At 43.9% G+C, this 24,889-nt stretch carries 21 protein-coding genes, 1 tRNA gene and 1 pseudogene; 13 read left to right on the top strand and 10 right to left on the bottom strand.

All coding sequences use genetic code 11. From position 1 onward, the window contains the following. The first annotated feature begins 31 nt into the window (after positions 1-31). The gene (locus QUB25_RS18715; RefSeq protein WP_333041489.1) at positions 32-307 is read left to right on the top strand and encodes a type II toxin-antitoxin system HicA family toxin; all 276 of its coding nucleotides are present in this window, start codon (positions 32-34) and stop codon (positions 305-307) included. Continuing rightward, the gene (locus tag QUB25_RS18710) at positions 291-503 is read left to right on the top strand and encodes a type II toxin-antitoxin system HicB family antitoxin (protein ID WP_333041488.1); all 213 of its coding nucleotides are present in this window, start codon (positions 291-293) and stop codon (positions 501-503) included. Before QUB25_RS18715 ends, QUB25_RS18710 begins: the two co-directional genes overlap by 17 nt. Before the next feature lie 103 nt (positions 504-606). Here QUB25_RS18710 and QUB25_RS18705 read toward each other — a convergent pair whose 3' ends face one another. From QUB25_RS18705 to QUB25_RS18690, 4 genes are all read right to left on the bottom strand, one after another. Next, positions 607-972 (bottom strand): type II toxin-antitoxin system VapC family toxin, encoded by a 366-nt coding sequence (locus tag QUB25_RS18705; RefSeq protein WP_333063222.1) that lies wholly within the window; start codon positions 970-972, stop codon positions 607-609. A gap of 3 nt (positions 973-975) precedes the next feature. Beyond that, positions 976-1,239 carry a hypothetical protein gene (locus QUB25_RS18700; protein ID WP_333063223.1) on the bottom strand — a complete coding sequence of 88 codons (264 nt, stop codon included), beginning with the start codon at positions 1,237-1,239 and terminating at the stop codon, positions 976-978. Positions 1,240-1,426: 187 nt separating this feature from the next. Further along, entirely contained in the window at positions 1,427-1,561 is a 135-nt protein-coding gene (locus QUB25_RS18695; RefSeq protein ID WP_333185028.1) for a hypothetical protein, read from the bottom strand. 188 nt (positions 1,562-1,749) lie between these two features. Beyond that, positions 1,750-2,928 (bottom strand): glycosyltransferase family 2 protein, encoded by a 1,179-nt coding sequence (locus QUB25_RS18690; protein ID WP_333185025.1) that lies wholly within the window; start codon positions 2,926-2,928, stop codon positions 1,750-1,752. Positions 2,929-3,083: 155 nt separating this feature from the next. Here QUB25_RS18690 and QUB25_RS18685 point away from each other — a divergent pair, with 155 nt between their 5' ends. The 4 genes from QUB25_RS18685 (at position 3,084) to glcD (ending at position 7,959) form a co-directional block, all read left to right on the top strand. Continuing rightward, the gene (locus QUB25_RS18685; protein WP_333041483.1) at positions 3,084-3,476 is read left to right on the top strand and encodes a transporter; all 393 of its coding nucleotides are present in this window, start codon (positions 3,084-3,086) and stop codon (positions 3,474-3,476) included. Positions 3,477-3,575: 99 nt separating this feature from the next. Beyond that, a complete protein-coding gene (locus QUB25_RS18680) occupies positions 3,576-5,513 on the top strand; it encodes a hypothetical protein (RefSeq protein WP_333185023.1) in 1,938 nt (645 codons plus the stop codon). A gap of 33 nt (positions 5,514-5,546) precedes the next feature. After that, positions 5,547-6,410: a DUF6671 family protein gene (locus QUB25_RS18675; protein ID WP_333185021.1), complete on the top strand. Its 864-nt coding sequence runs from the start codon at positions 5,547-5,549 to the stop codon at positions 6,408-6,410. Between the two features lie 73 nt (positions 6,411-6,483). After that, positions 6,484-7,959, top strand: a complete 1,476-nt coding sequence (gene glcD, locus QUB25_RS18670) for a glycolate oxidase subunit GlcD (RefSeq protein ID WP_333185019.1) — start codon at positions 6,484-6,486, stop codon at positions 7,957-7,959. A gap of 204 nt (positions 7,960-8,163) precedes the next feature. Here glcD and QUB25_RS18665 read toward each other — a convergent pair whose 3' ends face one another. Beyond that, positions 8,164-10,056 (bottom strand): PAS domain S-box protein, encoded by a 1,893-nt coding sequence (locus QUB25_RS18665; RefSeq protein ID WP_333185017.1) that lies wholly within the window; start codon positions 10,054-10,056, stop codon positions 8,164-8,166. Positions 10,057-10,531: 475 nt separating this feature from the next. Here QUB25_RS18665 and purH point away from each other — a divergent pair, with 475 nt between their 5' ends. Then, the gene (gene purH, locus QUB25_RS18660) at positions 10,532-12,079 is read left to right on the top strand and encodes a bifunctional phosphoribosylaminoimidazolecarboxamide formyltransferase/IMP cyclohydrolase (RefSeq protein WP_333185014.1); all 1,548 of its coding nucleotides are present in this window, start codon (positions 10,532-10,534) and stop codon (positions 12,077-12,079) included. Between the two features lie 333 nt (positions 12,080-12,412). Further along, positions 12,413-13,345, top strand: coding sequence for a 2OG-Fe(II) oxygenase (locus tag QUB25_RS18655; RefSeq protein ID WP_333185012.1), 933 nt, complete (start codon positions 12,413-12,415; stop codon positions 13,343-13,345). A gap of 177 nt (positions 13,346-13,522) precedes the next feature. Here QUB25_RS18655 and QUB25_RS18650 read toward each other — a convergent pair whose 3' ends face one another. After that, complete coding sequence (locus QUB25_RS18650; protein ID WP_333185010.1) at positions 13,523-15,004, bottom strand: ankyrin repeat domain-containing protein; 1,482 nt, start codon at positions 15,002-15,004, stop codon at positions 13,523-13,525. A 96-nt stretch (positions 15,005-15,100) separates the two neighbouring features. Between QUB25_RS18650 and QUB25_RS18645 the strand changes: the two genes are divergently transcribed. Beyond that, positions 15,101-15,571 carry a DUF4079 domain-containing protein gene (locus tag QUB25_RS18645; RefSeq protein ID WP_333063238.1) on the top strand — a complete coding sequence of 157 codons (471 nt, stop codon included), beginning with the start codon at positions 15,101-15,103 and terminating at the stop codon, positions 15,569-15,571. Positions 15,572-15,725: 154 nt separating this feature from the next. On the opposite strand, the gene QUB25_RS18640 is transcribed toward QUB25_RS18645, so the two are convergent. The 3 genes from QUB25_RS18640 to QUB25_RS18630 form a co-directional block, all read right to left on the bottom strand. Next, positions 15,726-18,206: a S8 family peptidase gene (locus QUB25_RS18640; RefSeq protein ID WP_333185007.1), complete on the bottom strand. Its 2,481-nt coding sequence runs from the start codon at positions 18,204-18,206 to the stop codon at positions 15,726-15,728. A gap of 46 nt (positions 18,207-18,252) precedes the next feature. Beyond that, positions 18,253-19,236, bottom strand: a complete 984-nt coding sequence (locus QUB25_RS18635) for an AAA family ATPase (protein WP_333185005.1) — start codon at positions 19,234-19,236, stop codon at positions 18,253-18,255. Positions 19,237-19,608: 372 nt separating this feature from the next. Beyond that, positions 19,609-19,679 (bottom strand) — tRNA-Cys (locus tag QUB25_RS18630). Positions 19,680-19,693: 14 nt separating this feature from the next. Here QUB25_RS18630 and cpdA point away from each other — a divergent pair. From cpdA to QUB25_RS18615, 3 genes are all read left to right on the top strand, one after another. Then, entirely contained in the window at positions 19,694-20,635 is a 942-nt protein-coding gene (gene cpdA, locus QUB25_RS18625) for a 3',5'-cyclic-AMP phosphodiesterase (protein ID WP_333185003.1), read from the top strand. Between the two features lie 191 nt (positions 20,636-20,826). Then, the gene (locus QUB25_RS18620) at positions 20,827-22,305 is read left to right on the top strand and encodes an alpha-amylase (RefSeq protein WP_333185000.1); all 1,479 of its coding nucleotides are present in this window, start codon (positions 20,827-20,829) and stop codon (positions 22,303-22,305) included. 202 nt (positions 22,306-22,507) lie between these two features. After that, positions 22,508-23,284 carry an SDR family NAD(P)-dependent oxidoreductase gene (locus QUB25_RS18615; RefSeq protein WP_333184998.1) on the top strand — a complete coding sequence of 259 codons (777 nt, stop codon included), beginning with the start codon at positions 22,508-22,510 and terminating at the stop codon, positions 23,282-23,284. 89 nt (positions 23,285-23,373) lie between these two features. On the opposite strand, the gene cofG is transcribed toward QUB25_RS18615, so the two are convergent. Continuing rightward, entirely contained in the window at positions 23,374-24,324 is a 951-nt protein-coding gene (cofG, locus tag QUB25_RS18610; RefSeq protein WP_333184996.1) for a 7,8-didemethyl-8-hydroxy-5-deazariboflavin synthase subunit CofG, read from the bottom strand. A gap of 362 nt (positions 24,325-24,686) precedes the next feature. On the opposite strand from cofG, the pseudogene QUB25_RS18605 reads away from it, so the two are divergent. Then, positions 24,687-24,889 (top strand): annotated as a pseudogene (locus QUB25_RS18605) (photosystem II q(b) protein); the annotation flags it as partial.

Raw genomic sequence — 24,889 nt, 5'->3', positions numbered from 1 at the left:
TAGTAAACAATCAATATATTAAAGTAAATTAATGACTCAAATAAACAAACTCCTAGGCAAGCTGATGCTTGGTGCATCTGATGCTAATTTTTCCTTTAGCGATTTATGTCAAATACTCCAGATTTTAGGATTTGAGGTAACCATTAAGGGGAGTCACCATATTTTCACGAAGGAGGGAGTCGCAGAAATTATCAACCTCCAACCCCAGAAAGCAGATAAATCAAAAGCTAAAGCTTATCAAGTAAAGCAAGTTCGGGCAGTAATTCTGAAATATAAATTGGTTAACCAAGATGACAATGAAGTATGAAGTAATCATTTACTGGAGTGAGGAAGACCAGGTATTTATTGCGGAAGTACCTGAATTACCGGGATGTGCTGCTGATGGTGAAACTTATCAGGAGTCATTGGAGAATCTAGAAATTATTATGCAGGAGTGGATAGAAACGGCTAACGCACTGGGTCGTCCTATTCCACAACCGAAAGGTCGCTTGATGTTTGCGTAGTTCAAATAGAATCACAGGCGCTCGCCCTTTTTTTTCCAAGTCCGCGCGACCAAAGCTATCTTCGCGTAGGGGTTCCAGAAGGGTAGGGAATCGCCCATCTTTCTTAAGCCTCAAACGGGTTAATCAGTGTGAGTTCAGCAATCCAGAGAAAATCCCCTATATTTCTTGTTACTAAAGTTCTGTCATATACCAAAGCTGTTGCCGCAATAATAGCATCCCCAAGTGTCATTTCCCTTATCTCTCGCAACAGCACTGCGCGATCGAGTACAGCGTTAGAAATTGGTACAACCTCCACCACACCAAAGAATTCCTCAAAGTACAATCTATACTCTTCAGTTAGCCGATGATAACCCAAGACTTCAAGGTAACTTATTGCCGATACAACTATGTCATTTTCGCCAATAAAATGCCTAATCTGCGAGTTTTCTGGCTGGGAAGCGTAGATAATAATATTACTGTCTAGCAGCATTCATTATTCACCCCTACCTGGAAGTGGACGGTCTTGACGCAAATCTCGCTGCCATTCCACGGGATCGCTAATCTCAGCAAAGACATTATTAGCTGCAATTTTTTCCAATATTTCAACTATTCTCTGACGGCGAAACTCAGCGCTTAAAGTCGATCGCTCTTCTTGTAAAATAACATAAACTCTGACAGGGCGATCGCCCTCTGTTGGAACCTCATTAGCCCATTCTAAAACGTTTCCCTTTAATATAGCCTCAAATATTCGCTGCATAGCTAATATCAACTATTCTTTATTTTTACTATTAAAACAATTTTGATCATCAAAGCTAAGAACGACTGAATAAAACTTTAGACTTTCATCAGTATTTTCGTTTGAGTTGCTCAACCGAAGTCACCTTACCTGCTGCTACATCTTTTTTGGCTTTATTAAATACTTCAATAAAACCGGGAATTTTTAATCATCCCACCGTAGCTTCATTGCTTTTATGTTCTGCTAATAAATAAGCTAAGAAATCATCCACAACGAGCAGCCGTTCAGGAGATAAGCGATCTATGGATTGCTTAAGCTTCTGGCGAAGTTCTTGAGTTTTCATAGTTCATAGCTATTGAAAATTATTAGATCTGGCTGTTTGATTATACCAGATAGTCTGAAATTTGGCTCCAGCGGCCCTAATTTTCCCTGCATTGCGATCGCCCCGATATTGCCTGCATTGCGATCGCCCTGAACTTCCTCTGCATGGAAATTTAGTTTTGAGGAATGTTGCCAGTACCTTGAATATTATCACCTACGCTTCAAGCTCAGCACGCTGAGAAAAAAGCTCGACAAAACCATCTGCAAACCAACAGTCAGGCAAGTGAGCGAGGGAATAACCAAACGCAGAGTTTTAGAAGGGTCGAGAGAACCGAAAGCCGTTTCGCTCCAGATAGTTAATGACAAGAACGAGCCAACTATTCCGATTATAATCAGCGTGACTCCGACAATCAATCCTGTCTCTAGGGTGACATAGCGAAATATTTTGTTGAGTTTGGGGTCTTCGGGCAGGAATTTCTCGCTGATGGCGAAAATTTTGGTAAAAAAAGCGAAAGTTACTGCTTGAAAACCGATGATAATTGCGATCGCACCATACAGCAGCGTGTGTACATCAAAGCTGATACCCCCGATTTTTTGAGTACCGGGCAACAGCCAAATGCTAACAATTAGACCCCAAATCATCAGCGCAGTACCCGGATACAAAAACAGCCAGCGAGGACTGTAAAGCAGCAAAAATCGGAGGTGCCGCCAGCCATCTCGCCAAGTTCGCAAGTGCGGCGGGCGCGATCGGCCGTCGGGAGAAAGTACGGTTGGGATTTCAGTTATCCGCAGCTTGTATACAGAGGCCTTGACCACCATTTCGCTAGCAAATTCCATCCCCGTTGTTTGCAAGTCGAGTTTCAAAATTGAGTCTCTCCTAAAACCCCTGAGTCCGCAGTGAAAATCGCCGACGGGACTTGCAAAGAATAGCCGCCCAACCCATGTCAGCACCGGATTTCCTAAATATTTGTGCAGCGGTGGCATTGCACCCGGTTTGATGCCCCCTTGAAAGCGGTTTCCCATTACTAAGTCGAAACCTTCTCGCAATTTGTTGACAAAAGCACCGAGGTTGGAAAAATTGTAGCTATCGTCAGCATCGCCCATGATAATATAAACTCCGCGCGCTGCGATGATGCCTCCCATGAGGGCGCTGCCGTAGCCTTTGGCTGCTACGGGCACGACTCTCGCTCCCATTCTGGTAGCGATAGCTTGAGAACCGTCAGTGCTGCCGTTGTCTGCTATGATGACCTCGCCGGCAATATCAAGTTCGCGCAGGGACTTCTGCGCCTTATCGATGCAGATTTCTAAAGTTTCTGCTTCGTTCAGGCAAGGCATGAGTATCGATAGTTCTAAAGTGTATTCTCCGCTTGGATTGGTCTGCTCTGCCATATATTTGTTTTACTCTCGATCGCGATCGACCATACTTGATTTTCCCGTATCTCTGCTTAAAATATTAGTGGTGAATAAAACCTCACAAAACTCTATTAAAGTTTTTAGGTTTTTGGGAACGGCAATTTTTGATTGTACTATAGGTTAGTAAATTTATGAATAGAAGCGTTTTTATGTTATTGCTTGCTGCAATTTTATGTGGTGTGGCAGGTCAATTCAGTCTGAAGGCAGGAGCTAAAATATTAGGGCCAATTGGCGCAGCTAATTTAATAGAAAAAATTATAGCAATGGCTACTCAGCCGTTGATAGTAGGCGGTCTTTCTTTGTATGCAATTTCTTCGATCGGGTTTATTGTAGTTTTGTCGCGGGCAAACCTTAGCATAGTCTCGCCTTTACTGTCAATTAGTTACCTGTTTACTGTTTTAGGGGGCAAACTGATATTTCACGAGCCTTTGCCGCCGCTGCGGTTAGTAGGGGTGGCGCTAATTATGACGGGAGTAATTTTTGTACTCAGAGGTCAAGCTGGGGGAGTGACTGGAGGCAACTAGCGATCGCTTTTGATATTGATATTTGAGTCCTGAACTCATAAATTAAGCTAAAGAGTGCGTCCAAGTATTACCTTATGAATCGATACCGAACTCACAATTATGAATTATTATTTTCTTTCTTTTGCATGGGGAATTTGCATTCTTGTATCCCTGATTGGCTGGGGTGGAGCGGTCAACCGCATCCTTTTTCCCGATTACACAGTTGACTGGGGGCAAAGAGCCGCTTGGGGGATAGCTTGGAGTGTTATATTTGGGGGTTTATTAAATGTGACATGGACTATTTCACAAGCAACTATTTTAATATATATATGCTTGGGCGCACTTTACGGAATAATAGAGGCCTGGGGCCAGAAAACTGCGATCGCCGACGAGCTGAATCGATTAATTAATGCTTTCAAAGAAAATATTTTTTTTGCGATCGGGACTGTTATCGCTTGCCTTATGACTGCTGTGCAATACAGTGGTTCGGTTTCTTGGCATAAATTTAATCTTCACGATGACTACCACGCCTATTTTGTATTTCCCCATAAAATGCTTCAAATAGGTTCTCTTGGTTCCGATCCTTTCAGCGAAAGAAGACTGGTATCTGCACTGGGAGGACAATCATTCTTGCATACGTTCAGTCTCAGCGTGTTGGATGAAAGAAGTTTATATCTTATCGATCCCGGCTGCGCCTTAGTCATAATGATAGGGCTAATTATCGGATACTGTCAGCAAAAAAAGATTTCAAAAAACTCGACACTAATGATTGTGTTCGGCTTTTTATCGATTAGCCGCGTTCCTCATATAAATATAACGGGTATATTAATTCCGGTATGTCTTTTCTTGAGCTTATTTAGAGTTTTTGAGTGGGAGCACCTCAAAGGAACAAATATCGAAAGTAATGCTGCGATTATAGGATTGCTTGCAGCCGCCATCTGCGCTTTAAAAAGCACATTTATTCCCCCGTGTATTATTTTCTTCACTTGTAGTTATTTTTTTTATATCCTTGGAGGAAGCCACATAAAGCATAAAGCAATTTACGAATTTTGTTTGGCTAGTATTTTATTGGCTATGTTTATTTTACCCTGGTCAATCTCACTCTATCAGTCATCAGGGACTTTACTATATCCCATATTTGGTAGAGGTTTTCATGGTTCTGTATACGGAGGCTCGGTCAAGCTTCCTAACAGTGAAATCCCCCCAAACCTAGCAATTCAACTCACGCTGTATGCAATTTTAACAATTATTTCTATACCGACTGTATTGGCAATTAGATTTGGTATAATTGGTCTCGGTAAAAAGCCAATTGTTCGGGAAGCAACCCTGTCTCTTTTTATTGGTGCAGTCACGGGAAATGCGGTGATATTATTTTCTACAGGAGGGTCAGATATCTACCGCTATTCATATCCGCTATTAGTAGTGATGTTCGTCATATTCCTCTCAGTTTTGGGGGAAAATATCCAGCCAAATAACTTAAATATAATAAAAATTAAAAAAAATGCCTTTAGCGGAGCACTAATTTTGTCTTTATTAGTAGCACTCGGTTTTCAGAGTTACAAGAATTTGGGAAAAGTTCCTAACCCCCTAGATAGAATATCCAGGCGGTTAAATAATCTACCTTTAGTGATACCACAAGAGCGCGATAAATATGCAAGAATGCTAGATTCGGTTCCGGAAAAAGAAATAGTTTTAACAAGACTTGACAAACCTTTTTTAATGAATTTTAGGAAACATACAATCTGGATTGCCGACTACCCAGGCGGGGCTAGCCTTCCGCCCGGTATGCCTTCATTTAAAGGAGAAGAAAAGCTAGCAGATTATCTAATTTCACAATCGATTAAATATGTTGCATATTCTTACGCTAATGAAGCGAACTTTCCTAGGAAATCTTTACAAGTTAGACTCAGCGCAAAATGGCCTTTCTGGCTACGAAATCAGGCGTTGAACACTTTTGAATTTCAAGATAGCTTACAAAAGCTTGGCGCAAGCCGAAAGCGGATTTATGATGATGGAGAAAATTTTGTAATTGATTTGTCAAGCAATAAAAGCCCGTAGTGACATCAGTTTGATTTTTAGCAATTAAAATAGATGAGCCAACATCAATTATTGAACGATCGCACCGCAGTTCTTGCTACCATGCACCAAAAAGAACGGGTGATGGCTCCCGTTTTGGAACGAGAATTGGGTGTAAATATCCTAGTACCGGCGGCGCTTGACACAGACAGTTTCGGCACCTTCACCAGAGAAGTTAAACGCTTAGGAACACAAATAGAAGCGGCTCGCCATAAAGCACAAAAAGCCCTAGAAATTGCCGGCGAAACTCTTGCCTTTGCCAGCGAAGGTACTTTCGGCCCTCACCCAATGATGCCGTATCTGCCAGCTAACAGAGAAATCGTAATTTTATTAGATCGAGCCAACAATCTAGAACTCATCGGCGACTCTTTCTCCGTTGAAACTAACTACAGTCACGAGTTAGTTTCCAGTATAGAAGAAGCAGATGATTTTGCTAAAAAAGCTGGATTTCCAGAACACGCACTGGTGGTTATAGTTGGCGACACTGCACTCGGTAACGGCGAAATTGTCAAGGGCATTAGGACAGAAAAACAACTTTTTGACGCTGTGACAGCAGGCTTAAAAAAATCGTCAACCGGCCGAGTTCACATCGAAACAGATATGCGGGCGATGTACAATCCAACTCGGATGAAAAACATCGAAAATGCAACTCTCGATTTAGTTAAAAAATTCAAGCAATTCTGCCCGGAGTGCGGTTGGCCGGGATTCGATATTGCTGAGATGAAAATCGGATTGCCCTGCGGACTGTGCTATTTTCCGACTCAGCTAGCGCGATCGGCAATCTATAAATGCAAAAAGTGCGGTTATACTAAAGAAAAACTATTTCCCGACGGTCGAGAGACTGCCGATCCTTCCCTTTGTCAATATTGCAACCCTTAGAAAAATAATTAATTGCACAAAAATAGTAAAGTTTGTCACAATATTATTGATAGTTCCCTAATTAAATTCACTAATGATAGCCCTAGAAACAGAACGCAACTGGAAACCCGTTATTAAAGAATTCGAGGCTGTAGTTGGCAAAAATGGCGTCGTACAGCGCCGCGAAGAATTGATTGTCTATGAGTGCGACGGACTCGCCAGCTACCGCCAGCGCCCCGCCGTGGCGGTATTGCCTCGAACTACGGAGGAAGTGGCGCAAGTGGTCAAAATATGCGATCGCAACTCAATTCCCTGGGTGGCTAGAGGCGCAGGAACAGGCCTTTCCGGCGGCGCTTTGCCTGTAGAAAACTGCGTGCTGATTGTCACTGCCTTGATGCGAAAAATCCTGAAAGTAGACTTAGAAAATCAGCAAGTAGTCGTGCAACCGGGAGTAATTAATAACTGGGTAACGCAAGCAGTTAGCGGCGCAGGTTTCTACTACGCGCCCGATCCTTCCAGCCAAATTGTTTGTTCAATTGGTGGCAACGTTGCCGAAAATTCTGGCGGCGTTCACTGCCTCAAATACGGAGTCACAACTAATCACGTTTTAGGATTAAAATTGGTAGTTGCGGACGGTTCAATTGTCGATGTCGGTGGCGAAATTTCCGAAATGCCCGGTTACGATTTAACTGGTGTATTTGTCGGTTCCGAAGGCACTTTAGGAATTGCCACAGAAGTTACTCTGCGAATTCTCAAAGCGCCGGAATCGATTTGCGTTCTCCTAGCGGATTTTTCCAGTATAGAAGCAGCCGGCGAATCGGTTTCCGATATTATCAGCGCTGGCATTATTCCCGGCGGCATGGAAATCATGGACAACATCAGCATCAATGCTGTGGAAGATGTGGTGGCAACTGGATGTTATCCCCGCGATGCGGCGGCAATTCTACTTGTAGAAATCGACGGTTTAGAAGTGGAAGTTGCCACAAACAAACAGCGGATTGCCGATATTTGCAAGCATAACGGAGCACGAAATATCACCACGGCAAGCGACCCGGAAACGCGCCTAAAAATTTGGAAAGGGCGGAAAGCTGCTTTTGCGGCGGCGGGCCATCTCAGCCCGGATTATTACGTGCAAGATGGCGTAATTCCGCGAACGCAAATGGCTTATGTTTTGAAAGAAATTGAGGGTTTGAGCGAGAAATACGGTTATCGAATTGCCAATGTATTTCATGCCGGAGATGGGAATTTACACCCGCTAATTTTGTACGATAACTCGGTAAAAGGTGCGCTGGAAAAGGTGGAAGAATTGGGCGGGGAAATTCTCAGGCTTTGCGTGAAAGTTGGGGGAAGTCTTTCGGGCGAACACGGCATCGGCGCTGATAAGAAGTGTTTTATGCCGGATATGTTTTCGGAGGTAGATTTGGAGACGATGCAGTGGGTACGTCAGGTGTTTAATCCGAAAGGTTTGGCGAATCCTGGGAAGATGTTTCCGACGCCGAAGACTTGCGGGGAAGCGGCGAGGGCTAAGGTTGAAACTTTTAAGAAGTTGGATGGTGTAGAGGTTTTTTAATTCCCTATTTATGTGGGTAATGTGAACAGAAAAGCACCCTGAAATTGTCTCTACAATGGGGAGGCGGAGCATCTAAATATGCGTTCCCCGACTCGGGCTGGGAACGAGAAAAAACGAGAAAAATCGTTTTTTAGGAGTGCGAACGTCCCGATCGCTTGTTTGCCTGTATATCAAGTTGGTAAAGGGCGGATTGCCCCTTCTGCGCTAAGGTGCGATCGGAATTTTGATAGTAAATTCCGTGCCCTTGCCCAATTCCGAAGTACAATATAATTCCCCTTTGTGTCTTTCTACAATAATTTGATAGCTAATTGACAATCCCATTCCCGTGCCTTTACCAATGGGCTTGGTAGTAAAAAATGTATCGAAGATCTGCTGTTTGACTTGCTCAGTGATTCCCGGGCCGTTGTCGGCAATTTTAATTTCTACAAAATTGCCGACCACTTCCGTACTAATCCTAATCTGGCTAGGATTTTCTAGCATTTCTTGACAATTTTTCCTATTGTTCGCATCTTCTAAAGCATCGATCGCATTGCTGAGAATATTCATAAAAACTTGATTGATTGGCCCAGCAAAACACTCAACAAGCGGTAATTCTCCGTATTGTTTTACAATTTGAATTGGCGGCTTTTCTCCGTTCCCTTTCAAACGATGATTGAGAATTAACAGCGTGCTGTCAATACCTTCGTGGAGGTTAATGGGTTTCATCTGCGAATCGTCGTGCCGCGCAAAGTTTCGCAGCGACTGCACAATCTGGCAAATCCTCTCGACACCAACGCTCATTGAAGATAGTATTCTAGGTAAATCTTCACCTAAAAAATCCAGTTCATTCTCTTCTCTTTCCTGTTGAATTTCCGCGACTGGATCGGGATAATGCTTTTGGTAAAGTTCAAGGTGGTGAAACAAGTCTTGAGTATAATTTGTGAGATGAGTGAGATTGCCGTAAATGAAGCTGACTGGGTTGTTAATTTCGTGAGCGACGCCGGCAAGTAGCAATCCCAAACTAGACATTTTTTCGCTTTGAACTAATTGGGAATTAGTGGCTTTGAGTTCGTTAAGTGTGGCTGCTAGTTGAGCGGCTTGTTCTCTGCTTTGTGCTTCAGAATTATGCAAGGCTTCTTCGGCTTGTTTGCGCTCAGTGATGTCTCTCTGTACACCAATAAAATGAGTTAATTTGCCCAGTCGATCGCGCACAGGAGATATTGAGAAACAATTCCAGAACGCGGTTCCATCTTTGCGGTAATTCTTTAATATTACCTTGCACTCGCTTTCTGTTTGCAAGGCTTGGCGAATTATTTCTACTGCCGCCGGATCAGTATCACTTCCGTGCAAAAATCGGCCGTTTTTCCCGATAATTTCCTGCCGCCGATAACCTGTCATACTTTCAAATGCGGGATTGCAATAAATAATTGGATTTTCGGGGTCAGTGGCGTCAGAAATCGTAACTCCGGTGCTCGTAGCTGCTATAGCTCGATCGTACAACCAAAGCATTTCTTCTGCGCGCTTGCGATCGGTAATGTCCCGCAGCGTAGCTAAATAAGCCATTTCTCCATCCCATTCCGTTTCCACCACCCGCATTTCTACTACAGCATTTGCTTTTTGCTTGCGAATAGCTTCAACTTCTGTTTGCACGACGCGAGTTCCTGGTGCTTCTGTTTTTCCAACTTGGGGAATAATATCCGTGGCCATCTCAAGGTCGCAAGCTGAAACTTCTACTACTAAATTGCCAAAAAATGCTTGCCCTAGAAGTTCCTCAGCAGTGCAGTTAAACAGCGCTTCTGCTGACGGGTTGGCAAAACAAATAAGTCCTAGCTTGTTGACGATTGCGATGCCGTCGGCATTTTTTTCGATCACATTCCGAAACCGAGATTCGCTAGCTTTCAAATCCTGCTTTAGCTGTTCCATTGCTCGCTCCATCTGCTGCAATTCGCACAGGCTAAGACTATAAGCTTCGGAAATATTTGCCTCGGTCGAAGTCTCGGCTCTTTTTTTTGTCATCTGTTGGTAGCCTGTTCTCTTGGTCAGATTTGGAGCAGTTTTTTTGTTGTTCCTGCTAATATTACTGACTTTATTTTCTGGATCGGCTTCTTGAAAAAACATATTTCTACCCTACCCAATTATTTTTGACATTAACGTATTGCGCTCGCCCTATTTTCCGGGAAATTTAGGGAGGGAGCAATTTACACCCGATGCTAGCACATTACTTTTAGAATTCATCCTAAAACATCGTTAAAATTCAAGAGCGATCGCACTATAATTATCTATTAAGTTTTATTAAGTAATTTCAACAACATTGACACTTACGTAGCGACACGAACTGTGCAAGCTGGATATGGCTTCAATCCCCCTCGCACTCACAAAATAACCAGTTCCACGCGCAAGTTCTAGATATTTAGAAGCCACTGGTAAGTATAAAATATTATATAAGTTTGACAAAAAATATGGTCAAAAATAAGCGAACTCATCTTTAATTTATTAAAAATAATCATAATTAGCCATTATCAAATCATCTCCCTGCAGGCAGATGTGATATAGAATATAACCTATCTATTTTTGCGATCGCAACTTCAAACCAATGGCACGTCTAGCACTTCTGAGCACATCCAATAAAAGCGGACTAATCGACTTAGCGCGCAGTCTAGTAGAAGAATTTGAATTTGACATAATTAGTAGTGGCGGGACAGCAACAGCCCTCAAAGAAGCAGGCATCCCAGTGACCAAAGTTGCGGAATATACTGGTTCTCCCGAAATTTTGGGAGGGCGAGTCAAAACACTTCACCCACGAATCCACGGAGGTATTTTAGCACGCCGCGATGTACCGGAAGACCTCGCAGACTTAACAGCAAATCAAATTCGGGCGATCGATCTAGTTGTAGTAAATTTGTATCCATTTGAAGAGACAATTTCTAAGCTAGGAGTTACTCTAGCAGACGCAATTGAGCAGATAGATATCGGCGGGCCAGCAATGTTGAGAGCTTCCGCCAAAAACCACGCTCATTTGACAGTTTTGTGCGCTCCAGAACAGTACAATACTTATTTAAAAGAACTGCGGGAAAATGGCGGCGAAGCTTCCTTAGAGTTTCGGCAAAGATGCGCGCTAGAAACCTTCAAACATACAGCAAACTACGATCGCGCGATCGCAACTTATCTCAGCAGCAGCCAATCCGCTGAAAAATCAGCGCTACCAGACGAGTTTAATTTATCAGGAAAAGAGTTGCAAACTCTCCGCTACGGCGAAAATCCCCATCAAGCCGCCACCTGGTATCAAAGCGGAAGTACACCGACAGGCTGGACGACTAGCACCATCCTGCAAGGCAAAGAATTAAGCTACAATAATTTAGTAGATTTAGAAGCAGCAAGGCGGCTAATCGTAGAATTCCCGGACACACCCGCCGCCGCTATTCTGAAGCATACAAATCCTTGCGGCACAGCCTTGGGAACAACTATTTCTGAAGCGTATCAAAAAGCCTTCGACACCGATTCAGTCTCAGCTTTCGGTGGCATTGTCGCCCTCAACCGGCCCATTGATGCTGCTACCGCAACGGCGTTAACTCAAACATTTTTAGAATGTATCGTCGCGCCGGGGTGCGAACCAGAAGCCGAACAAATAATCAAGAAAAAGGCGAAAGTTCGAGTATTAATTTTGCCAGATTTGACTCAAGGGCCGCCACAAACTGTTAAAGTTATTGCAGGCGGTTTGCTGGTGCAAGACTCAGACAATATAGTAGAAGAAACTAGCAAATGGCGGGTGGTTACTGAGAAACAGCCGACGGCGGCAGAGTTGGAAGAATTGCTGTTTGCTTGGAAAGTAGCGAAACACGTCAAATCAAATGCGATCGTTGTGACGCGCGATCGCACTACAATCGGTGTCGGCGCCGGACAAATGAATCGCGTCGGCTCAGTTAAACTAGCATTAGAACAAGCAGGAGAGAAGAGCAAAGGAGCGATTTTGGCCAGTGACGGTTTCTTCCCCTTCGACGATTCAGTCAAAACTGCGGCTGAGGCTGGAATAATTGCGATCGTCCAACCAGGAGGAAGTATGCGCGATCGAGATTCGATTGAAGCCGCCAACCAACTCGGAATCACAATGGTTTTCACTGATATCCGCCACTTCTTGCATTAGGAATAATACCTAAAGCAATTCTCAATTGTGTATTTTATTGTAGGGATACAATAGTGTTCGCGGGTGTCAACTTAAGTCGAAAAGCTTTCATAAATCTCGTTTCTCCCCGAGTTTAGATCCCCCTAAATCCCCCTTAAGAAGGGGGACTTTGAGAAGAATCCCGTCCCGTCTTAAGACGGGAGACTTTGACACTCTTGTCTCCCCCTTAACAACGGGAACTTTTACACTCTTGTCCCCCCCTTTTTAAGGGGGGTTAGGGGGGATCGGGAAGCCTATGACACCACTCAACACTGTTATGTCGTACCAAATTCCCAGTTGCGTCCTTCAAAAATTATGACTTACACTCAACAGCAAATTAAACCCCAAGACATAAAAGTCAAAATCTTGCTCACCGGGGGACATCAGTGCACCGTCACGCTCAAATCTGATACACCATTATTGCACAGCCTGATCAAAACATTAGTCGATCGCACTCAACAAACACCCGGTTTTTCCACCTTATTTCAAATCCCTATAGACGGAGGTCGTTCCGCCCTTTCTTTTCCCGGCGAAAACCTAGTGGGATTAGTCACCGAACCCCCAATTTACTTGCAGGAACTGCAACCGCAGCAGCTTGCAACTCCCGTAGAAATTCCCGCCGCAGAAATTCCCGCCCCTGCGCCGCCTGTAAATGACGACTTAATATCTCGCTACGCCCAAATAGACAACTTTTTGACACCTGCAGAAAAGAACAAACTCATCAAATATGTCTTAGCAAAAGAATCAGAATTTGTGAGTACCAGCACCTCAACTAATGCCGAAGATTACCGCCGTTCGATGGTACTCCACTCGTTCCCCGAATTTTCGGAACTGATGATTAATCGCATCAAAGCAATTCTCCCCGACGTGCTGAAAAGTTTAAATATTCCGTCATTTCCCCTGGGTGAGATAGAAGCTCAGCTAACCATGCACAATGACAACAACTTTTATAAACTTCACAACGACAGTGGCTCGCCAGATACCGCCAGCCGATTTTTTACTTACGTTTACTATTTCTATCGAGAACCCAAGGGTTTTTCAGGTGGCGAGTTGCAGATTTATGACAGCAAAATTGAGAACAATTTTTATGTGGCGGACAAGACATTTAGAACCGTTGAGCCTCGCAATAACAGCATCGTATTTTTTCTAAGTCGCTATATGCACGAAGTTTTGCGAGTTAGCTGTCCCTCAAAAGCTTTTGCTGATAGCCGCTTTACTATTAACGGCTGGGTACGCAAAGCAAACTGAGGTTAATTCATAGTCTTGGACGCACTAATTACCTAATTTTGTCATTCTGAGTGAAGCGAAGCATCTCACATTCTTGCCACACCGTTACCATGCGTAAGTCCCGATATCTGAGATTCTTCACTTCCCAAAGCCTACCCTCAGAATGACAGAATTACCTTACTCAAAACTATTTAATTCTTACTCCAGTGCTCCAGCACTTTTGAGCAATTTCACAACAGTGGAATAACCCTTATACTCAGCCAGCATTAAAGCTGTATAATTTCCCGGATTTTTGTGGTTTAGTTCTGCACCCGCATCAATTAAAATTGTTACTGCATCAGCATAACCCCGATGTGCGGCCCACATTAAAGCAGTTGCGCCCGAATCATCTAGCAAGTTGACATCGGCACCTTTTTCGACTAATAATTGGACGATCGCAATATAACCGCGATCGCACGCCTTCATTAAAGCCGTTTTCCCCAAATCCGCCGGGACATTGGGATCGGCACCCCCGTCAAGCAAAGCTTTCACAGTCTCGGTATGTCCGTGAAACGCAGCCAGCGTCAAAGCCGTCTCCCCAAAGTTTTTAGCATTCAGAAAATCAGCCCGATTTGAGTTTACTTTTTGCAACAAAGCCGATACGATCGCACTATGGCCGTGAACAGCCGCCACCAGTAAAGGCGTATCGCCCAACCGATTTCTCGAACCGACGCTAGCACCTCGGTTTAAGAGCAATTCCACCACATCTTCGCAGCCTTCAATCACCGCAAAATTCAAAGCAGTTTCATCATCTTTATCCTTAGCGTTGATATCGGCGCCAGCATCGAGTAAGATATGGGCGATCGTCGCATTTCCCCCAGCAGCAGCGGCCATCAAAGCCGTGCCCCCATCTCCATTTTTCACATTCGCATTAGCACCCGCACCAAGCAAAGTTTGCACCACATCAGTATTGCCGGCATCCGCAGCCAAAGTTAAAGCAGTTTCTCCGTTTTTGTCGGAAATTTCGACATCAGCACCAGCAGCCAACAGCGCCTCGACACCAGCCAAATTTCCCGCCGTCGCAGCCAGCATCAAAGCAGTTTTGCTCTCTAGATTTTTAACATTAGCATCCGCCCCACACTTGAGCAAAATTCGCACAATTTCAGCGCTTCCTTGACGGACAGCTAAAAACAGCATAGAATTGTCAGCAACAGCACCCACATCTACCAAAGCTTTTACAACAGCTTGATGACCCGATAAAGCAGCTATTTTCAGAGCAGAATCTCCATCTTTATCTCGCACATTTACATCAGCATTAGCCTCAAGTAACATCCGCACAACATTGATATCGCCCTTCAAAGAAGCTGCCATTAAAGCCGTACTTCCATCATCATTTTTAGCATTAACATCAGCACCTGCAGCCAACAACAGCCGCACAGAGTCAGCTTGTTTGTGAGCCGCCGCCAGCATCAAAGCCGTTAGCCCAAAACGCCTGCTCACCTGGTTGACATTAGCGTCATTGTTTAGTAGAGTACGCACGATTTCTGTATAGCCCTTTTGGGCAGCAAACATCAAAGCCGTCGTCCCCTCAGAGTCTTTGGCGTTAGCGTTAACATTCTTAGCGAGTAAAGCTTGGACGTGAATAATGTTGCCAGTCTTGGCGGCTTGAATCAATACAGCGTCTTGTTTAGTGGCAGGCATAATAGTCTCTCATACCGTATATTTTTACCGTCGCACGAGACGGCCTGACTGGTATGCTAAGTTTTATGAAGTATGTTTGCTAATCCTCAGAACACTATGAATCTCGAAATTCCTCAGTCAGTGAAAGTTTGGAGCCAATTCATCCACCCAATTTTAATGTGGGTACTGCTGGCTATCTCATTTTATGCCTTGTATCTCGGCATTCAAATCCGACGTACCAGAAGTGCGGAAGGCGAACTCAAAAAAGAGTTAATTAAGGGCAAATTCAACGTCAAGCACCACCAGATGGGTTCTTTGCTGTTAGCCTTGATGGTTACAGTTGCGATCGTCGGGATGGCCGTCACCTACATCAACAACGGCAAACTATTTGTGGGGCCGCACTTGCTAGCAGGGTTGGGAATGATGGCCATAATTGCGATCGCAGCCTCGCTGACGCCTTTGATGCAAAAAGGCAGTGATTGGGCGAGAAACACTCACATCTTTCTGAATATTGTGCTTTTGGGGCTGTTTGGCTGGCAAGCCGTATCAGGCGTGGAAATCCTGCAAAGAATTATCAGCAAAATGTGAGGATTTGGGTAAGATTGCTAATTGCTAATTGCTTGAGGGCGATTAGTGATTAGCAATTAAGTTGTCATATTCGTTACGTGGGAGTGCCGAGCGATCGACCTTAAACATTGCTTTTTCTCAAACAAACATCTTGGTTATGCCGATCATTGGAAGCTTACATATTAATAGGCACAGTTTGCTTGATTTTGTTGGAAATAGGAGTGTAAATATCAACTTCAACATCATTTACAACTCGGAGCGAAACAATTAGAGCATATCTAGCGGTTTGATTCCATCCTTCCCATCTTGAATTATATCTCCACCAACCACCAACAGGATATATACCAATAGAATCTTTCTGAGCCAATTCAGCGGCCGTACCCTCCCAAATATCAGAATGAATTGAGCCACGAGTCCATGTTTTTGGGCCTAGAAACCACCCAATGTCAGGAGTTACAGTAGATGTTACGTTTTCTTCAGTTTCTCTCGCTTCCTTATTAATCCGTTGTCTAAAAGCAGCCAAAGTCTCTGTAGAACGCTTAACAGCAAGCCTCAAACCATAAGAGGCGTAAGAATGTTTATTTTGCCATCCTCGTTCTCCTGGGTTGGGTTCGATAAAATATGAAAGTGTTACCCGCATTTCTACTTTTGCTTCACGCAACTTTTCTAGCTCTTGTGTTGGCCAGGGGAGTATGTGAAGGTTCATTTCTTTTGTTTTTACCTTGCTATCCTCTTTGTGAAAAGGCTGCAACTGATCTTCACAAATCATTGTTAAGTCATTTTTGCTACTAAAAAGTGCCCTCTCCAGATTGGGAACACCATAACCATATCGACGCAATAATATAGATACTTTTTGACTCTGCGAAGGCTTTTTAGGTAAATTACTACGCATTGCATCAGTCCATTCTGCGGAGTGAACTATTAAGGCACGAACTGTTTCTGACCAGTATTCGGGATGTTTAGCCCAAATACGTGCTGCCATATAGCTACACAAAGCTGTTGCCGCGCTAGTATCTCCAAAAAGGTTAAATTTCCTTACATTTGGTTGATAATAAGTTGTCAGCAGTTGTAAATCATCAATGTCCATGCCAGGAGAATCAACATTATCAGTTGCTAGGTTGCCCCCCTCAAACGTTACATCCGGTCGGATAGGCCACAGGTCTGTCCATAAAAGAGAAGTTCTACTTCGAGGTGAAAGGTCGCCAGCAGGGGCAATAGTTTGCCATTTAGCATACTTTGGATCAACTATATTGACTTTATCGGTATAAGCACCAACAACAAGTGCATTCCACGCTTGCGAGGGATTTTCTGCGGGGTTCAAATCATTTCGATCAGGATACTCACTAAGCATGATGTTCCCTCGGATATTGCCAACCGGAATAACCATTAATCGTTGAAATTCAAAGCAGATTTGATCTACTGCTGCTGACCAAGAAGAAGGAACTCCTGTATTATTTTGGCCTGTATCATTGTGGATTTCACTGGTGACAGGCATACAAATAACACGCTGGCGCTTGGGGTTGCTAACTTCTGCACGAGAAACAGCTTCCTTCGTAATTGCTCCATAAAGCTTAGGGTCGTTTTTTCCTTGGTCTGGAAGTATTTTTACGGATTCCAACCGATGGGTAAGATATACTTTGCTTGATGTTGCTAGTGCATGGTCCAGGTAGCCATACAGGGCTATCCCAGCCATGTGAGTACCATGACCGCCCTGAGTGTCTTTGACTCCCCCGTTTGGATGGCAAGTCAACAAATCTTCAGAAGCAAGGGCTGGTTTAATTAGAGGATGCTCCCGTGTAACACCACCATCTAATAAACAAACAGCTAAATTAGTATTCGATGCTACGATAGTGCGATTTGCAAGTTCATCCACCCAACTATCCTGTTCTTCTTGCTCTATGTTCAAGAACATAGACGGTGAATCTTTGGCAAGGCGAAGTTCCGCAATTAAACCATTATTGTTAATAATTCGAGATAAGGTGGTTACAGATGTCAATGCCAAAACCACTTCTCTTTCCGGGAAAGTAATTGAGTGTTCTGTTACTCTAATATCAAGTATTTGTGCTATATGCTGGAAAGATTCACGACAACCATAACGTAACCAGACTTCCCACCACACTTCCTGGGATTCCGAGGGAAATAATGCAAAATTGTCTGTGAATAGCGCACTCACTGTACCTAAACTAATATCTTCCAATCGTGCGATTAAAGGCTCATTCTTAGGATTACCTTTTTTTGTTTCTTCATCACGGTAATCTTCGATTTTTGACGAGAAAAAATCTAATGCTGTCTCTGGTACAAATACAGTTGCTGATACGGTTTCATCCGCATCCTCAGATGAGCCGACGGCAAGCAACTCTATTTGCTTACGCTTATCCTCCAATTTTTCTACCGCTTCCAATTCACTTTTTGGCAACTGAAACTCTAAATAAATACCCGGTTTTCCAATAGCCAGTTCTGGCTCGCGCAATGATTTTTGTTGCTGATAATCTTCAATAGCTTTCTCAAAAGCTTTTAGCAAAGTTTCAGCGTGTTCTATACGATTACGCAGGGGGACGGATTTTTGACTCCCTCCTCTCGTAGGAGATGAGTAATTTTGGCTATTACCTTTTACAACAAGGTAAAAATTAGGGAGATTTATTTTGTAGTCAGGCATTAGATTGAGAGATTAATTTTAAAAAAATATTCAGCTCATACCGCACTTACTTAAAGATAGTGCTTTTTCGTTCCATAATCGCAGAAACTATATTTTCTTCAGATATTGAATCCCGATCAGAAATCACGGCTACTTTAGCAGCTTCATCTGCTGCTCTAACTAACTCTGCTTGGCTTAGTCCATCAGCAGTCTCGATAATATGTTGCCAATTTTGCCACTCAATATTAAAGAGGGATAAACGGGCTGCCAGCAACTTGCGAACAACTTCTCGATTTGGTAACTCGTATTCAATAACATCATCAAAACGTCTAAAAAGAGCCTTGTCTAATAAATCAGGATGATTAGTCGCCGCAATGATTAGACTTTGGCTATCATCATTCTCCAAAAACTGCAAGCATGAATTTAAAACTCGACGAATCTCTCCAACATCATTAGCCGCACCACGTTGCGAACCAATGACATCAAACTCGTCAAAAAAATAAACACCTCGTGTTACCGCCATTGCATCAAATATCAGTTTGAGTTGATTAGCCGTATCACCCATATATTTTGTAATTAACCCAGTGTAAGCAACAGTAAAAAGAGGGAGTTTCAGTTCTCCAGCCAGAGCAGCGGCGGTCATCGACTTCCCCGATCCTGGTGGCCCAACTAAAAGTATTTTACGGCGAGGCTTGAGATTATACTCAGCTAAACGATGCCGCTTAGCTTGTTCTATAATAATACGTTCTAATCTTTTTTTTAACGATATAGGAAGAACCATGTCAATAAATCGGGTGTCTGAATAGCAAACTGACACAAGGTTTACTAATTCTCCCTTGGGGTGGACGAGCGGCGTGGGTGAAGCTTTGTGTTCAATCCCAGATTTACGCTCTTTGGCTTTATCAATAAGAATTTGGATTTCTTGAGCAACTTTAGTGTGTCCTTGTCGTGCTTCATGTGCAGCCATCTGTAGAGCCACAGAAAAAAATTGTTGCTCCTCATCTTCGAGGTAACTCTTTAAGAGTGCAATAACATGGCGGGCTGTTGACATAATGGGTTCAATCTGGACAAATCTCCCAGGATTTAGTAAAGCTAGAAATCTGACTTTACAACTTTATTATAACCTGCAATCTGTAGATAAATATGCTAAACACTATTATTTCAATCATACCTTTATAACAATAAATGTAATATAAATTGTACAAAAATCAACTATTGCAACAGGAATTGATATCATGCCATGAACGTCAAAATACCCCCACAGTATTTGCTTTCAATCTATTCGGAGAATCCGAGTTAGGTCAATATTTTGGCAGATTACTGGCGAAAGAGATTGTTGCGATCGCACAAAAATACCCCGCTGACAGCAGGGACAAAACTCTGTCATCACTGACAAACAGTTTATTACTTTAGAAATTAAAAAAGGCGGCACCCAGATTTGAACTGGGGGTGGAGGTTTTGCAGACCTCTGCCTTACCACTTGGCTATGCCGCCGTTACGTCTGAAATTTGACGTTTTCTTATAGTACACCAAATCTCGAAAATTTTAACATACCTGTCAAAATTTTCGTGAAGCGCAGCTATCCCGTAGGGAATCGCCCTTTTTTCCCACACCTCCAAAACCCATCGGAGGCTATTCTAGAACTACATCGATCGCCCGCAACACCAGCCATGACACCCGTTTCTCCCCTACTCGTCGCCCAAATCACCGACACTCACTTGTTTGCAGAGATCGATCGAGAATGGAAAGGCCTCTCAACAACCCGCACCCTCCAAGCAGTTCTCGATCGCTTGCAACAGATACAGCCGCCGCCCGACTTACTCCTACTCACAGGCGACTTGTCCCAAGACGAAACACCCGAATCCTACCAGCGCCTCGTCTCCCTCATCGCCCCCCTCGGAATTCCCGCCTACTGGATACCTGGGAACCACGACAACATCCCAGTCATGTCAGAAATCTTAAATCAGTCGCCTCTTTCCCCAGAAAAATCATGGATGCTAGGAAACTGGCAATTTCTATTACTTTCGAGTGTGGAAGCGGGATGCGACGGCGGGCGGCTTTCCCCAGAAAGCTTGCATTGGCTCGACTCTCAACTGCAACAAACCGGCGATCGACCTGTTATCATTGCCTTGCACCATCATCCGCTGCCGATCGACTCTGAAATCATGGATGGAATGATGCTGCACAATGCCGATGAATTTTTAGCAATTGTCGATCGATATCCTCAAATCAAAATCGTTCTTTGTGGCCACATTCACCCAGAATTTCAACAACAGCGGGGCTCAGTTACCTACTTGGGGACACCCAGCACCTGCATCCAACTTTTACCCAAAAGCCATCCGATTATCCTTGACGAAATTCCGCCCGGATTTAGATTGCTTGAATTGGCGATCGACGGTACTTGGAACACCAGAGTTGAGCGAGTTGCCCAAGCATGGCCACCCTTTTAATAATTTGCTATAGCATGAAAATTATTAATATCAAATTTACATTTTTTTGTCAATCCATCAACAGATAGATTGTGTGGAGCAACCCCATCTATTATAATATTTGTTAACGATAGATTGCAGATCTACGTAAACTAGCAAGCTACGAACAAAAATCTATCTGGCAACATTACAAAATAAGAAAAACTAAATATATGTCTGAAGTCAATGGCGTGATGATGCAGTATTTCCACTGGTACAATCCCGCTGACGGGAACCTGTGGAATCAGCTAGCGGAATCGGCAAAAGATTTAGCCAAAATAGGCGTTACATCCCTTTGGTTGCCACCCGCCTATAAAGGAACTGGCGGTGGCATGGATGTAGGTTACGGCGTCTACGACTTATTCGATTTAGGCGAGTTCGACCAAAAAGGGTCGGTACGCACGAAATACGGGACAAAAGATGAGTATTTGGCCGCGATAAAAGCTGCCCAAGATGCTGGAATTCGGATTTATGCCGATGTAGTCTTTAATCACAAATTAGGTGCAGATGCAGAAGAAGAAGCCGAAGCCACACCCTTCCATCCCGATGACCGCAATGCCACAGTAGGTGAATATCAAAACATTAAAGCTTGGACGCATTTTACCTTCCCCGGCCGCGACAAAAAATATTCCAGCATGGAGTGGCATTGGTGGCATTTTGACGCCATTGATTACAACATTTACAACACAGAAACCCATGCGGTTTACCTCCTAAAAGGCAAAGAATTCGATCGAGGAGTAGACTTAGAAAAAGGCAACTTTGACTACCTGATGGGTTGCGATTTAGATATGGACCACCCAGAAGTCACGGGCGAATTAAAATACTGGGGTGAGTGGTATGTCGATACAACAAACGTTGACGGCTTTCGCTTCGATGCCGCCAAGCACGTATCAGCACAATTTTTCCAAGAATGGTTGGAACACGTCCGCCACTATGCCCAACGCGACCTATTTGCCGTCGGCGAATATTGGTCTTACGAAGTGGAAGCTTTGCACTACTTCATCGAAGCAACGGGCGGTAAAGTCTCCTTATTTGACGCGCCCCTCCACTACAACTTCCACGCTGCTAGCAAGGCCGGCAATAGCTACGATTTGCGAACAATTTTTGATAACACCCTCGTCCAACAGCAACCCGCGCTCGCCGTTACCTTAGTAGACAACCATGATTCCCAGCCCTTACAATCCCTAGAATCAGTTGTCGAGGCTTGGTTTAAACCTCTTGCCTACGCTTTAATTCTGCTGCGGCGCGAAGGATATCCGTGCATTTTTTACCCGGATTATTACGGCGCTAACTATAAGGATAAAGCAAATGATGGCAATGAATACGAGATTTGGTTAGACCAACATCAGTTTATGGTAGATAAATTCTTGTTAGCGCGCCAAACTTATTCCTACGGCAATCAGTACGATTACTTCGATCACGCCAACACTATTGGCTGGACGCGACTCGGTAATGAAGAGCATCCGGGCGGCATGGCTGTGGTACTCAGTAACGGAGGCGATGGCACCAAGTTTATGGAAGTCGGACAGCCGAATCGAACTTATATTGACATCACCGAACACATCCAAGAACCCATCACAACTAATGACGATGGTTGGGCTGATTTTAGGTGTAACGCCGGTTCAGTTTCTGTCTGGGTTCCGCAGCCGTAAGGACTACGTTAAAATTGACGTAATCCTCTGCCTAAAGTAGGGTGTGCACTGCACACCTTACCGCTATAATTAATACCTTAAACCACTTTTAACTTGCATGATTTTGATAAAAGAAACTTGTTTGTAGTGAGGGCTAAACAGCTCCCTCTAGTATTATTTTTATGCTATGCGATCGCGCGAAAAAATATTAATTTAAAAAAATATGAAACTTTCAGAAAAAGTTGCCGTTATTACCGGCGGTGGGTCGGGAATTGGTCATGCAGCAGCAATTTTAATGGCCAAGGAAGGCGCAAAAGTTGCTATTATCGATCGCATTTTGGAAACGGGGCAAGAAACCGTCCGCCAGTTGGTCAAGGAAGGAGGCTGCGGCCTGGCTATTGCCGCAGATGTTGGAGATTCTCAGCAAATGCAAAAAGCGTTTCAAACAATTTTTGATGAATATCAAAGAATTGATATTTTGTTTGCAAATGCGGGTATTAACGGTGTATGGTCGCCGATAGAGGAGATAGAACCCGATGAGTGGGATCGGACAATTAACACCAACCTCAGAGGAACATTTTTGGCTGTTAAGTATGCTGTTCCTCATCTGAAAAAACAAGGAGGTTCAATTGTAATTACATCCTCAATTAATGGCACCAGAAGTTTCAGGAAAGTTGGTGCCACGGCCTACGCTTGTTCAAAAGCTGCCCAAGTAGCCTTTGCCAAAATGCTGGCGCTAGAACTCGCAGCCTGCCAAATTAGAGTCAATGTGATCTGTCCGGGCGGGGTGCTAACTGCAATTGAAGAAAGCACCGTTAAGCGCCATCTCGATCGCATTCCAGTTGCCCCTGATTCCATTCAAGATATGATTCCTTTGACTGATAATACCGCCGGTTCTAGCGAAGAAGTCGCCCAATTAGTGTTATTTCTGGTATCACATTCCTCCAGCTTCATCACAGGTACTGAAGTCTGGATTGATGGTGGCGGTTCTTTGATTTAAAATCTCAATAGTTTATTTTTATTACTCGGCGGTTGAAACGGATTCTACACAAACCAAGTCCGCCTGCGCGGACTAAGAAATAAGAATTTCTAATGACTAACTCTCCATTGTTGAACAGCAGTTTGCAATGTCTGCGGCAGCCACTTATCGTACTGAGGATAAACAGGCAAACGCTGCACAAGTTGCCATCCCGATGTTGCTAAAATTCCTGTTAAAGTTTGGTGTTGCAGGTGAGGATAATCGGGATTAACTTCATCCCGCGGCCCAATTCCTCCTAAATCTCTAGCACCTGCTTCTAAACAAGCAAGTAATATGTCTGGCTGTGCAACTAAATTCGGCGGAATTTGCAACCTGATTTCAAATGGTAAAATGCTGCGGGCGATCGCAATTACTTCCGGCATTTTTGTAGCATCAAAAACTTCACCGTCCCAACTTTGCTGATTTCCCGGACTGTGTGGCTGGAGGATAACTTCTTGAATGTGATTGTAACGCGAATGAATCCGGGCGATCGCCTCCAGCGTCTCAATCCAATCTGCCTCACTTTCCCCAATTCCCAGCAGCAAACCAGTTGTAAACGGAATCTTTAATTCCCCAGCCCATTCTAACTGTTGCAGCCGCAGCGCCGGCACTTTACTCGGTGCGTGTCGGTGAACCGTTTGTAACAAATGTGGGGCAAGCTGTTCTAGCATCAGCCCCATCGATACATTTACCTCTTTTAACAGTGCCATCTCCTCAAAGCTGAGCGGCCCCACATTAGTATGCGGCAAAAATCCCAAAGCAAGTGCGAGTTCGCACAAATCGTAAATCCGCTGCAACCAAGCTTTTCGCCGTTGACTGTGAGGATGTACCTCGCCGCTGAGGATGAGAATTTCAATTACACCTTGAGTTTGCAGCAAGTTGAGCTGTTTTTCGGCTTCTGCGAGTGTTAGCCAAGGACTTTGCAGGGGTTCTGCCCGAAAATTGCAATAGGTGCAGCGGTTATAACACTCGTAAGTGGGAACCAGAGTATAAGCAGGGCTGTAAGTGACGTTGCGGGACATTCCTTGGGATTTTTATCGATCGGACTTACGCAACAACATATATCTGTGCAGTGCGAGTTTTGCGGTTTGCGATCGCAACCCTTCATCTATCTTAACACTGACGCAAGCCCGGAATCTCGTTGCCCAGGTAGATTATGAGTATTCTTCTTTCGTGGGCGATCGTCCACAAATTCCGCATTCTGCTTTTCAACTCCTTATACAGCAAGCCTTATGGCTTTTTAAAAGCATAATTTATGACACCTATAAGAAAAATTGTGCTTAAAAGGCCTTTACAAACTGAAATAAAAGCTTTATGTTTATTTACATGGCGGAACACAAAGCCGTCACGAACATTGAAAACCAAATAAAGCAATCATAAAACCATGACAACAACCTTACAGCAGCGCGAAAGCGCCAATGTCTGGGAACGCTTTTGTGAGTGGGTAACATCAACCGACAACCGCATTTATGTAGGTTGGTTCGGAGTCTTGATGATTCCTACCTTGCTCAGCGCCACCATCTGCTACATCATCGCCTTCATCGCTGCCCCTCCAGTGGACATCGACGGCATCCGCGAACCAGTAGC

The sequence above is a fragment of the Microcoleus sp. B3-D7 genome, assembly GCF_036705305.1.
Lineage (GTDB): Bacteria > Cyanobacteriota > Cyanobacteriia > Cyanobacteriales > Microcoleaceae > Microcoleus.
This window is presented reverse-complemented; position numbering and strand designations above follow the sequence as displayed.